Source organism: Streptomyces sp. NPDC087440, from assembly GCF_044744005.1.
Lineage (GTDB): Bacteria > Actinomycetota > Actinomycetes > Streptomycetales > Streptomycetaceae > Streptomyces.
In genome coordinates, this window is the sequence record NZ_JBIUXN010000011.1 from 211,391 (window position 1) to 223,475 (window position 12,085).

9 protein-coding genes are annotated in these 12,085 nt (G+C 73.8%); 5 read left to right on the forward strand and 4 right to left on the reverse strand.

All coding sequences use genetic code 11. From position 1 onward, the window contains the following. Positions 1-31: 31 nt before the first annotated feature. The 3 genes from ACIO3O_RS22720 (at position 32) to ACIO3O_RS22730 (ending at position 2,955) form a co-directional block, all read left to right on the forward strand. Complete coding sequence (locus ACIO3O_RS22720) at positions 32-709, forward strand: uracil-DNA glycosylase (protein WP_401748579.1); 678 nt, start codon at positions 32-34, stop codon at positions 707-709. 11 nt (positions 710-720) lie between these two features. Next, a complete protein-coding gene (locus ACIO3O_RS22725) occupies positions 721-1,920 on the forward strand; it encodes an N-acetylglucosamine kinase (RefSeq protein ID WP_401748581.1) in 1,200 nt (399 codons plus the stop codon). Positions 1,921-2,025: 105 nt separating this feature from the next. After that, the gene (locus tag ACIO3O_RS22730; RefSeq protein ID WP_401748583.1) at positions 2,026-2,955 is read left to right on the forward strand and encodes a sirohydrochlorin chelatase; all 930 of its coding nucleotides are present in this window, start codon (positions 2,026-2,028) and stop codon (positions 2,953-2,955) included. 94 nt (positions 2,956-3,049) lie between these two features. Here ACIO3O_RS22730 and ACIO3O_RS22735 read toward each other — a convergent pair whose 3' ends face one another. From ACIO3O_RS22735 to ACIO3O_RS22745, 3 genes are all read right to left on the reverse strand, one after another. Then, positions 3,050-4,114, reverse strand: coding sequence for a lactonase family protein (locus tag ACIO3O_RS22735; RefSeq protein ID WP_401748585.1), 1,065 nt, complete (start codon positions 4,112-4,114; stop codon positions 3,050-3,052). A 79-nt stretch (positions 4,115-4,193) separates the two neighbouring features. Next, positions 4,194-5,294, reverse strand: coding sequence for a nitric oxide synthase oxygenase (locus ACIO3O_RS22740; RefSeq protein ID WP_401748718.1), 1,101 nt, complete (start codon positions 5,292-5,294; stop codon positions 4,194-4,196). A gap of 1,267 nt (positions 5,295-6,561) precedes the next feature. Further along, positions 6,562-8,109: an FUSC family protein gene (locus tag ACIO3O_RS22745; protein WP_401748587.1), complete on the reverse strand. Its 1,548-nt coding sequence runs from the start codon at positions 8,107-8,109 to the stop codon at positions 6,562-6,564. A gap of 268 nt (positions 8,110-8,377) precedes the next feature. On the opposite strand from ACIO3O_RS22745, the gene ACIO3O_RS22750 reads away from it, so the two are divergent. Both ACIO3O_RS22750 and ACIO3O_RS22755 read left to right on the forward strand, forming a co-directional pair. After that, positions 8,378-8,857: an Lrp/AsnC family transcriptional regulator gene (locus ACIO3O_RS22750; RefSeq protein ID WP_401748588.1), complete on the forward strand. Its 480-nt coding sequence runs from the start codon at positions 8,378-8,380 to the stop codon at positions 8,855-8,857. A 22-nt stretch (positions 8,858-8,879) separates the two neighbouring features. Further along, positions 8,880-9,662, forward strand: coding sequence for an HAD family hydrolase (locus tag ACIO3O_RS22755; RefSeq protein WP_401748590.1), 783 nt, complete (start codon positions 8,880-8,882; stop codon positions 9,660-9,662). Between the two features lie 129 nt (positions 9,663-9,791). On the opposite strand, the gene ACIO3O_RS22760 is transcribed toward ACIO3O_RS22755, so the two are convergent. After that, the gene (locus ACIO3O_RS22760; RefSeq protein ID WP_401748592.1) at positions 9,792-12,047 is read right to left on the reverse strand and encodes a ricin-type beta-trefoil lectin domain protein; all 2,256 of its coding nucleotides are present in this window, start codon (positions 12,045-12,047) and stop codon (positions 9,792-9,794) included. Between the last annotated feature and the right edge of the window lie 38 nt (positions 12,048-12,085).

Sequence of the window (12,085 nt, forward strand, 5' to 3'; positions counted from 1 at the left end):
TTGTCGGACCGGCCCAGTAGAGTGACGCCCCGTGACAGCAAGACCGTTGAAAGAGATCGTCGAGCCCGGGTGGGCGGACGCACTGGAGCCCGTGGCCGGACAGATCGCCGCGATGGGTGACTTCCTGCGCGCGGAGATCGCCGCAGGACGCACCTACGTCCCGTCGGGAGCGAACGTACTGCGTGCGTTCCAGCAGCCGTTCGACGAGGTGAAGGTGCTGATCGTGGGTCAGGACCCGTACCCGACCCCGGGGCACGCGGTGGGCCTGAGCTTCTCGGTGGCGCCTGACGTGCGCCCGGTGCCGCCGAGCCTGGACAACATCCACTACGAGATGCACACCGACCTGGGTCATCCGCGCCCTTCCAACGGGGACCTCACTCCGTGGACGCAGCAGGGGGTGCTCCTGCTCAACAGGGCGCTCACCACCCAGCCGCGCAAGCCCAACGCCCACCAGGGCAAGGGCTGGGAGCAGGTCACCGAGCAGGCCATCACGGCGCTCGCGGCACGCGGCAAGCCGCTGGTCGCGGTGTTGTGGGGCAGCAACGCCCGCTCCCTCAAGCGCCTGCTGGGCACTGTGCCGGTGGTCGAGTCGGTGCACCCGTCGCCCCGGTCGGCGGACAACGGCTTCTTCGGCTCGCGCCCGTTCAGCCGGACCAATGAGCTGCTCGCCCAGCAGGGGGCCGCTCCGATCGACTGGAAGCTGCCGTAGCGGGGGACGCCGTGGACCGTGCCGACCGGTACGCGCTCGGGGTGGACTCGGGCGGTACGGGGGTCCGCGTTGCGCTGACTCCCGTCCGGGCCGACGGGACGGTGACGTACGCGTCGCCGCCGGTGGTGTCGGACCTGCCGGTGCCCACCGGTCCCGGCGGGATCGACGCCGACGCCCTGGCGGGGCGACTGGTGCCCGCCGCCCGGGAGTTGCTGGCCCGGGCGGACGGCGGCGGGCTCGCGGCCGTGTGCGTGGGCGCGGCCGGGATGGCCACGCTGGGTGACGGACTGCGGGCACGGCTGCCCGGGGTGCTGGCCGAGGAGTTCGGGGCGGTGCGGGTGGCGCTCGCCGCCGACGCGGTCACCGCGTACGCGGGGGCGCTGGGGCAGCGGCCGGGGGCGGTCGTCGCCGCGGGCACCGGGCTCATCGGCGTGGGCACCGACCTCACCGGGTGGCGGCGGGCCGACGGCTGGGGGCACCTGCTGGGCGACTGCGGCGGCGGGGCGTGGATCGGCCGGGCGGGACTCGAAGCGGCGCTGCGCGCGCACGACGGGCGCGCGGGCGGTTCCGCCGCGCTGCTGCGACGGCTGGAGGCGGTGTTCGGGTCCGCGGCCCGGCTGCCGGGGCTGCTGTATCCGCGGACCGACCGCCCGGCGGTGCTCGCCTCGTTCGCACCGGAGGTCGCGGCGTGCGCCGCCGAGGGCGACCCGGTGGCCGGGGACATCCTGCGGGAGGCCGCACGGCACATCGCCCAGACGGCAGCGGCGGTGTGCCCCGACCGGGGCGCCGGGGCGCCACCCGAGTCACGTGCCGGGGCGGCACGGGAGGCCGGTGCCGGAGTGACACCCGCGCCAGGCACCGGGGAGACCCCCGGACCGGTCGCCGGGCTGACGCCCAAGTTCCACGCCCGGACGACACCCGAGGCCGGTGCCGGAGTGATACCCGACCCCGGCACCGGGGCGACCCCCAAGGTCCGCTTCGGGGCGGCGCCCGAGGTCGCGCTCACCGGTGGGCTGTTGCGGATGGGTGAACCCCTTCTCGTACCGCTCCACGAGCAGTTCGCAGAGGTGCTGCCGCACGCGCGGCGGGTGGGCGCGCTCGGGAGCCCGCTCGACGGGGCGCTGCTGATCGCCGCCGCCCTCGCGACCGACACCCTGTCATTTCCGCATGATCCAGGCATGTTGTACGTATCCGGACATCAAACCCGTTGATTTCGCGCGCATTCGTCGTCATTCCCTGGATAAAACGGGACAGATACCTCTCGAATACACCCTCCCCGAACAGCCGCACCCGCAAAGCCAGTAGCATGCGGCGCCATGAGCTCCCCCACTGGGCCCGCTTCCGGCCTGCCTGTACGAATGCCGCGCCCCCGCCAGCCCGGACGACACCGTCGCCCGGAGCCCGTGGCGGCTCCCGAGGGCGCACCCGCACTTGTTCTCGCCGTTCCCGGCGAGCCGACCACCGCCACGCGCAGCCTGGCGGAAGAACTCCTGAGCATCGCCCGTTCCGAGCTGCCGGGCCTGGATGCCCGCATCGGCTACCTGGACGGCGACGACCAGGGCGAGTACCCCGAGTACCCGACGCTGGACGCCGTGCTCGCGCGCGCCGCGACCGAGCGCACCGCCCGCTACGAGCTGGCGCTGGCCGCCGGCCGTGAGGTGTCGGCCCCCGAGGGCCCCGTCGCCGTCGTGGTGCCCCTGCTGGCCGGACCCGAGGCGTCCACCATGCGGCGGATACGGCAGGCTCTCGTGGACAGCCACGCGGCCGCCGAGCTGACCGACGTCCTCGGCCCGCACCCGCTGCTCGCCGAAGCCCTGCATGTCCGCCTGTCCGAGGCGGGCCTCTCGCGCGCCGACCGGGCGCGCCTGTTCACGGTCGCCACGGCGGCCGACGGCATCGTGCTGGCCACCGTCGGCGGCGAGGAGGCCGTGCAGGCCGCCGGGATCACCGGCATGCTGCTGGCCGCACGCCTGGCCGTTCCGGTGATGGCGGCGGCGCTCGACGAGGAGGGCTCCATCGCCTCGATCGCCGAGCAGCTGCGCGGGTCGGGTTCCGCGAACCTGGCGCTCGCGCCGTACCTGATCGGCCCTGAGGTCGCCACCGACCTGCTGGAGACCGCCGCGAAGGAGGCGGGCTGCGCGTTCGCCGAGCCGCTCGGCGCGTACCCGGCGATCGGCAAGCTGGTGCTCTCGCAGTACGCGACGGCGCTGGGCCTCACGCCGCAGCAGGCGACGCCGGTCCACTGACGGTCGTACGACCGCTGAGGGACGTACCCACGCGTACGCGAAAGGCCCGCACCGAATCGCCGAGGGTGCGGGCCTTTCGCGTACCTGTGAGGCGTCAGCCGAAGACCACGCAGGACGCCGCCGGGGCCTCGATCGAGCCGCCCCGGCTCGGGACGCCCGTCGCGGGGTCCACGTCGAACCAGGTGACGTCCCCGGAGCGCTCGTTGGCCGCGTACAGGCGGCTGCCCGTCGGGTCGAGCGCGAGGTCGCGCGGCCAGTGGCCGCCGCAAGGCACGGTGGTGCGCAGGGTGGCCCCGGCTCCGCCGTCGGTCAGCTCGAGGACGGAGATGCTGTCGTGCCCCCGGTTGGCGACCCACAGGAAGCGCCCGTCGTGCGCGACAACGCCCTCGGACGCGTAGCTGCGCTCCGCGGGCTCCTGGGGCAGCAGAGGGGCCTCCGAGAGCGGAGTGAGGGTGCCTGTGGCGGCCTCCCAGCGGCAGACGCTGACCGTGGGGGTCAGCTCGTTCACGACGTACGCGTACCCGCCCGTGGGGTGGAAGGCCAGGTGGCGCGGTCCGGTGCCGGGGCGCAGTGCCGCCTCGGCGTGCACCGTGAGGGTGCCGGTGTCGTCGTCGAGCGCGCAGACCCGTACCGAGTCGGTGCCGAGGTCCACGCTGAGCACCCAGCGGCCGGACGGGTCCGGGAGCACCTGGTGGGCGTGCGGGCCCTCCTGGCGGTCCGTGTCGGGGCCGCCGCCCCGATGGTGCAGGACGCAGGACGCCTGGTCGGGGGTGCCGTCGGCGCGCAGCGGGAGGACGGTGACGCTGCCGGAGCCGTAGTTGGCGGCGACCAGGTGGCCCGCGGCGAGCGCGAGGTGGGTGGGCGAGCCGCCGCCGACCGGCACCTGCTCGCCCGCCGGGCGGGGCAGCGCGTCGGTGACGTCGAAGGCGGCCGCCGCGCCCTGCTCGGTCTCGCTCACCGCGTACAGCAGCCGCCCGTCGGCGGAGAGCGCCAGGTACGACGGGTCGGCGACGGCGTCGGTCGCGCCGAGCACGGTGAGCGCGCCCGTCTTCGGGTCCACGGCGGCGGCCAGGACGCCGCGCCCGCCCGCCGAGGTGAACGAGCCGACGAAGGCGCGCACCTCCTGAGATGGAGATCCCGTTGCCCTGCTGCTGCTCACCGTGCAGCCCCTTTCCGCGAGTTCGTGTGCGTGGGGCGACGGTAGCAGGGCGGTCTAGACCAACTGTCGGGAGTTCGCGTTACGGCACCACCTCGCCCCGGGCCCGTACCAGTGCGTCGTCGTGGTGCGTGAACAGCGGCGACAGCTCGGTGTTGTCGTACGTCCGGTGGAAGACCCCCGTCGCCGCGCTGGACATCGGCGGCACGATCCACGACCAGTCGGCACCCACCTGACGCCCCTTGCTCTCCTCGCGGTCGAGGTGGGTGAGGAAACGTTCCGACTCGGTGTGGTGGTCGGTGATGGTGATGCCCGCGCGGTCGAAGGAGTGCAGGACGGCCCGGTTGAGCTCCACCAGCGCCCGGTCCTTCCACAGCGAGCGGTCGCTGGTCACGTCGAGGCCGAGGCGCTCGGCGAGCGGCGGCAGGAGGTTGTAGCGGTCCGCGTCGGCGAGGTCGCGCGCGCCGATCTCGGTGCCCATGTACCACCCGTTGAAGGGCGCGCAGGGGTAGCAGATTCCGCCGATCTCCAGGCACATGTGGGAGATCGCGGGCACGGCGTGCCAGCGCAGCCCCCACTCCTCGGCCCAGGTGTCCTCGGGGTGCTGGAGGGGCACTTCGAGGACGGCGTCGTCGGGCAGCGTGTACAGCTGCGGCTTGTCGTCGCTGCCCTGCACGATCAGCGGCAGTACGTCGAAGGGGCTGCCGGGGCCGCCGCGCCAGCCCAGCCGCATGGCCAGTTCGGTGAGGCCGGTGTTGCGCGGATCGCCGACGATCTCGCCGCCGGCGGCGGTGTAGCCCGCGTACCGGATGAGCTGCTCGTTCCAGACGCGGGGTCCCGGCCGGGCCGGGGTGTCGGGGGCGAAGACGGTGATCAGGGGGCGTATCCGTCCCCCGTTGCCCGCTTCCCTGAGGTGCTCGGCGCACTCCCTCGCGACGGTGTCGGCGTCACTGATGTGACGGCGGTCGCGCACGCGCAGGGAGTTCCAGTAAAGGCGGCCGATGCAGCGGTTGCTGTTGCGCCAGGCGACGCGGGCGCCGAAGGCGAGTTCGCCGGGGGTGTGGCGGTACGTCCCCGTCGCGTCGATCTCGGCGTGCACGGCGTCGAGGCGGGGCCCGGGGTCGCCGTGGGCGGGAACCTCACGGTGGTGCAGCCGCACGAAGTCCTCGGCGAGGCGGTGCAGGGTGTCGAGGTCGAGGGCGTAGGCCCGGTTCTCGGGCTGCGCGGAGGAGCCCCGCGGGGGCTCGGGCAGCAGGCCGCCGTGGGCGACGGGGCAGCGGGCTCCTCCGTCGTTCCCGGTGTCCCCTGCGTCCCCGGCGGAGGCCGCACGGACGCCGCTGCCGGAGGCCGGGGTGGCCCAGTCCCGGTCATGACGCTCGGGGGCGGGCCGGTCCTGGGTGCGGGCGGGGGTGGCGGAGGGGGCCGGGGCGCGGGTCGGTTTCGGTGCGCCGGACGGTTGCGGAGCGCCGGACGGCGATACGTTGCCGGGCGCACGGTCCGCCGAGGGGCGCGGCTGTGCCTCATGCGCCGCCACGGGCGGCCCGGAGGCCTCGGGAAGCGGTGCTCCGGCGGGGTCGGCTGCGGGGCTCCTCCCCGGCGAGGCCGGGGCGGGGGCGGGTTTGCCGGGGAGCTTCGCCGAGTGGAGCGGGGTGACCGGGCCCGGTCCGACGGGGCGGCCCGGGGCCGGGGCGTCGGGGCCGCCCTGCGCGGGGGCCCCGGCGTGCACTGCGGACGCCGAGGGCCGGGAGGCCAGGGTCTGGACGACCGGGGGCTGGGGGGCCGGGGGCGGGGAGACGGAGGGCCGGGGGAAGCGCTCCGCCCCACGGTCCTGGCGCGGCACCCCGGGCACGGTCGAACCGGGACGGACCGCCCCGGGCGGCAGCACCCGCTCCGCGCCCCCACCCGCAGGGCCGGGCCCCTGCCCCTCGGCGGCACGCCCACGGGTCGACGGCCCGCCACCCGCACCCCCGAACCAGACCTCGGCCCCGCCGCCGAAGGAATCCGGACCACTCGCCGATCCGGAAGCGAGGCCGGGGCCGGAAGCGAGGCCGGAGCCCGAGGCCGGGCACCGCGCGGCGGGAGCCACCTCACCACTCGCCGATCCGGGAGCGAGGCCGGAGCCCGCGGCCAGGTCCGGCGCGGCGGGGGCCACCTCGTTCCCGGGAGCGGAGCCGCAGCCGGGCCCGGAGCCAGAACCGGAGCCGGGCCCGGAGCCAGAACCGGAAGCGGGGCCGGGGCCCGGGCCGTCGGAGAGTCCGCCGGTGTCCCCCTCGGGGACCGGCGTTCGGCCGGATATCCGGTCCGCGGCTCGCTGAAGATCGTTGCGCATCCTGCTCGCATCCCCGGGCATCGAAGATTCACGCCCGGCAGAAGCGATCTCTTCGCCTCCCCGGGCCGTTCCTCCCGCATGATGCCGCCGGGTTTGGCCCCGATGCGGCCGGATCATCCGGTTACGCGTTGACCAACGGGGAGCGCGGAGAAGTGCGCATGGGCGCGGCGAGAGCGGCGAGCGCCCCCTCCAGCTCGGCGAGGTGCGAGAGCGCCGCCTCCGCGCCGGGGTGGTGCGGGTGCCGCTGAGCAGGCACGGCCGCGGACAGCTGGACCGGAACGGCGACCGGTACCGAGCCCGGTACGGCGGCCTGCGCCGCCACCGGCCCCCGTGCGACCAGCGCCTCCACCGCCGCCTCCACCCGTTCGCACGCCGCCGTCAGCCGCGCGTCGTGCGAGGCGTCGGGGTCGGCGGCGACGGCCGCGAAGGCCCGTACCAGGCGTGCGCAGTCGTCGAGGAGCGCCAGCACCTGACGGGCCCGCGCCTTGCGGGCGCGCCGCGGGCTCAGCGGGTGGACGAGCGGGGCCAGCGAGAGCCGGACCCGGCCCAGCAGCAGTTCCAGTTCGGCGGCGTGCGGGGACGGGTCCGCGCCCTCGTGACCGGCCAGCCGGCGGGCGGCCTCGCCGGTGCAGGTCCGTACGCAGTGCAGGGCCCGCTGAATCCACGCGTCGGTGGTGGCGTGCGTGGTCACGGGCAGGACGACCGCCACCGCGAGGGCCGCGCCGATCGCGCCGACCACCGTCTCCTGCACCCGCAGGACCAGCAGCCCGGGGTGCAGGACGCCCAGCAGCCCGTACAGCAGACCGGCCATGACGGTGACGAAGAACATCATCCAGGAGTAGCTGGGACCGGCCGTGTAGAAGATCCCGAAGACGCAGACCGCGACCAGGGCGGCCGTCGGGACGGGAGCGCCGTCGAGCGGGACGGCGATGAGGAATCCGGCGGCGATGCCGGCGACCGTACCGAGCACCCGGCGGAAACCGCGCACCAGGGTCTCGCCGCGCGACGTGGTGTTGACGAAGATCCACCAGGCGGCACCCACGGCCCAGTACCAGCGGTCCTCCGAGAGCACCTGACCGATCGCAAGTGCGAACGCGCAGGCGGCGGTTACCTGGAAGGCCTGCCGCGTGGTCGGCCGGGTGAACCCGAAACCGGTGAGCGGCGCGGGCCCGGCAGGCGGCGGGGTGCGGCGTTCGATGCGCCAGAGGCCGAAGCGCACCACGACGGACACCGCGATCGCGAGTGCGACCGCTCCGTACAGCTCGGGCAGCTGACCGGGCACGGCGTGCAGGAACTGCGTGACGAAGAACATCATGAAGCCGAACGTGCCGAGCGCGTGGCCGCGCGGCCCCCACCGCCGTGCGTACGCGCCCGCCAGGACGACCGCCAGGAAGGCCAGGTCGCGCGGGAGCGGGTGGTCGTGCAGGAGGGTGGCCAGGGCGAGGACGGGGAAGCCCGCGACCGGCAGCAGGACCGTGGTGAGCGCCTGGCGGCGGACGGTCGGGTCCTGGACCGTGAAGAGCGCCAGCAGGGCCGCGAGGCCGCCGACGATGGACGCGGTCAGGGACATGCCGCACAGTTCGGCGACGGCGACCGCGCCGCCGATGCCGACGACGGCGCGGGTGGAGACCCGCAGCCGCAGCAGTCCCGGGTCCGGTGCGTGGAACATCCTCTTCACAGCGGCAGCCCCGCCCCCTCGGTCGTATGCGGAATCCTCACCCGTGGACGGATTCCTCTCCGTTTCGGACATGGAAAAGGCGCCGCTGGTCCGGTCCGGCGGCGTCGCCGGGCCGGGCGCTGCGCGGCGCCATCAGTAGGCAGAGGAAAGCATTAAGTGGGACAGTGGCTCAACTCGCCCTGCGGGAGCTGTGCCATTGGCACAGTCACAGCACGGAGCGATGAGCCACGAGGAGGCCAACGGACCATGGTGGTGCGACTTGTCCGTCGATGAGCTGGACACCCGGATTCTGCGACTGCTGATCGAGGAGCCGCGTACGAGCGTGCGCGAATACGCCCGCATCCTGGGCATCGCGCGCGGCACGCTCCAGGCCCGGCTGGACCGGCTGGAACGGGACGGCGTGATCACCGGCACCGGGCCCACCCTCTCCCCCGCCGCGCTCGGGCATCCGGTGCTGGCGTTCGTGCACGTCGAGGTGACGCAGGGGCATCTGGACGAGGTGGGGGAGGCGCTCGCGGGGGTGCCGGAGATCGTGGAGGCGTTCTCGATCACCGGCGGCGGTGACCTGATGACACGGGTGGTGGCACGGGACGCCGGTCATCTGGAGGACGTGATCCAGCGGCTGATCCAGGTGCCGGGCGTGGTGCGCACCCGTACAGAGGTGGCGCTGCGGGAGCGGGTGCCGCACCGGCTGCTGCCGCTGGTGGAGGCGATCGGGAGGGCCGCGAAGGGGCGGTGATCCCTTGGGTCATGCTGGACCCATGAGCACTCCGCGGCCCCTTTCGGTCATCTTCGATCTCGACGGCACTCTGGTGGACAGCGAGCCCAACTACTACGAGGCGGGCCGCAGGCTCCTGGAGCGCCACGGCGTGCCCGGCTTCTCCTGGGAGGAGAACGCCCGGTTCATCGGCATCGGGACGCGCGAGACGCTGGAGATCCTGCGGGAGCGGTACGGGATCGACGTCGTCCTCGACGCGCTGCTGGCCGAGTACAACGGGCTGTATTTGGAGCTGGCCCGCGCCTCCACCGAGGTCTTTCCCGAGATGCGCAAGCTGGTGGAGCGGCTGCACGCGGCGGACGTGCCGATGGCGGTGGCGTCGGGTTCGTCGCGGGAGGCGATCGTGGCGGTACTGGAGGGCACCGGGCTCGACGCGTACCTGGGCGAGGCGGCGGGCGCGGTGGTCGTCTCGGCGGACGAGGTGGCGCACGGCAAGCCCGCCCCGGACGTCTTCCTGACCGCGGCCGCGCGGCTGCGCGCCGAGCCCGGGTACTGCGCGGCCTTCGAGGACGCGGCCCCGGGCGTCACGGCGGCGCTCGCAGCGGGGATGCGGTGCGCGGCGATCCCGTACGCGGCCGGGCCCTCGCCCGATGTCGTAGAGCAGTACGCGGCCGGGCCCTCGCCCGATGTCGTACGGCAGCCGGAGCCGGGCGCCGACGAGCCCGCCGTGCTCGATCCGGCCTTCGCCACCGCCGACCTGCTCTTCGCCGGCGGCCAGGCCGACTTCACGGCGGAGGCGGCCTGGGTCTGGCTGGGACTGGTGTAGGCGGCCGGGTCCCGACAGGGGTGGCCGGGTCCCGGCACGGCGGAAGCGGGCCCTCCCGTCAGGGGGAGGACCCGCTTCCGGGCTCAGTACGGGCCCGTGGCCCGGCTCAGTACGGGCCCGTCTCCCGGCTCAGCGGCCGAACGTGAGCAGCTGCGCCGAAGCCGAGCCGCCGACGCCACCGCCACCGCCGCCCGCGACCGCCGTGCCCGTCGCGTCCCAGCCGCGCTGCGGTGCGGTGACGGCAGTGTCCTTGCCCTTGCCGTTCAGGCTGAGGGTGAGGCCGCTGTACCGGTTGACCAGCCGGTACTCCCCCGTGGCGACGGACGGCCCGCTCGCCCGGTCCGCCTTCACCACCTTCTGGAAGGACCACTGCTGGGCGACCTGCGCCGTCGCGCCCTTCGCCCCGAGGCGCACCGCGGCACCCCAGGCACGGCCCGCGTCGCCGCTGCCGTCGACGCCGAGCACCTGGCCGGAGGCGGCGTTGGCGATGGTGTAGAAGCCGTCACCGGTGCTGGTGAAGCGCCACTTCTGCGCGGCGGCCGCGCCGTTCGCGGGGGTCGTGGCGAGCCCGTCCCCGCGCTGGGTGAGCGCGAGGCCGTTGCCCGCCGCGATGCGGTACGACGCGGAGTCCCGCACCGGTGCCGGGGGCAGGGCCGCGGCAGACTTCGGGGCGATGGTGACGTTCGCGTACTCGCCGTCGTACGTCGAGCAGTAGAAGGAGCAGTACGAGCGGAAGGTCTTGCCCAGCACCGTGGAGTTGGTGAGGCTCCCCGCGTCGAGGAACCACCGGTACCAGGAGGCGTTCGGCAGGCTGGCGACGGAGCCGATGTCGGTCCACTTCTGGGTGGCGAGGTCGTCGGTGGCGTAGAAGCGCAGCGGGGTCTTGGTGTCGGTGGCCTGCGCGATGTTGTTCTGCGGGGTGCCGATGTACTTGCCGAGGTAGGCGTTCCAGGCGATGTTCATGACGGCGAGCTGCGAGTGGTCGGGCAGGGTGCCCGCCGTGACCTGGTCGCGGGCCTTGCCCTTGGTGGTGGGCCGGTAGTCCTCGGCGGGGGGTGTGTAGCCGGTGCCGACGCCCTCGGCGGGGATGATGTTGGACTCCTGGCCGCCGGTCCCGGGACTCTGCCAGGCGCCGTTGAACCACTTCTTCCAGGAGGACTTGGCCATCTTCTGGGAGATCGGGGCGCGGGCCACGTGCTGGAGCCAGACGGCGCCGCCGCCGGACTTGTTCAGGACGCGGGAGGCGTAGAAGGCGTAGAAGTAGCCGGAAGCGTTGTCGACGAAGAGGCGCTGGTCGCCGTCGCCGTAGTGGTAGGTCTCGTTCGGGAAGCCCGCGGTGTCGCCGCGCCGGGTGGAGAACGGTGAGGTGATCGCGTGGTCCTTGATGGTCCAGGTCTTGCCCTGGTCCGTGGAGACGGCGTAATCGATGCCGTCGTAGTGCATGCCGTCGCCGAAGGGGCGGGGCGTGAACTCGTTGTGCACGAGCCCGTACCAGTCGCCGGAGTCGGGGTCGACCCATATCCCGCTGATGTCGCAGTAGTTGGGCTGTGAGTATCCGGAGGAACCGGGCGCGGGGGTGGATTCCTTGCCGGTGGGGCTGTTGTTGCAGCGCCAAGTGGTGTCGTTGTTGCGGTCGAGGGGGTTGTTCGGGTTCACGGCGTTGCTGATCGGATCGAGGGTGGACGCGTCGAAGTTCCGGCCCGAGTAGAAGCTCCACTTGCGCGGGTCGTTGGCCCCGTACAGGGCGTGCGCCTGGCCGTAGTAGAACTTCCCGTTCTTGTCGGTGTAGACGGAGGCGGGGGTGTCGTCGGGGCGCTGGTACTCGACGGCCGCGCCCGCCGACAGGGTGTACGGGGTCGGGGTGGGCGCGGTGCTCGCGTTCCACTTCTGGGTGGGCTGGGCCGGGTCGCAGGGGGCGAGCCCGATCCGGGCGTTGTTGACGACAGAACCACCCAGCACGGCAAGGCACTTGCCGGACTTCGCGCTGTAAAGGGTGCTGTCGGGAAGGAACTTGAACTTCTGCTGCCGCGCACCCGACGTGCACGAGTGGAGCTGTACGAGCGCCCCGTCGGCGTTCGAACCACCTGTCACGTCAAGGCACTTGCCGTAGACGGTGACGCGCCCGTCGCTCTCCCAGGTCCACTTCTGGGCGGAGGATCCGTTGCAGGTGAAGACCTGGATGACGTTGCCGTCCCCGGTGCCGAAGTCGGCGTCGTCCAGGCACTTGCCGCCGATGGTGACGGTGCCCGCCGCGGCGGCCGGGACCGGTGCGGGGGCACCGGACGCGGCGCCCGTGGTGAACACGGCGGCGAGCGCGACGGGCGCGGCGAGGCCCGCGCGAGTCCACTTCGTCCATCTGCTGCGCCTGTGGTGCCTTCGCTCCATGGGGGTCCTCCGGTACGGGATGGGGGCGGACGGTGCGA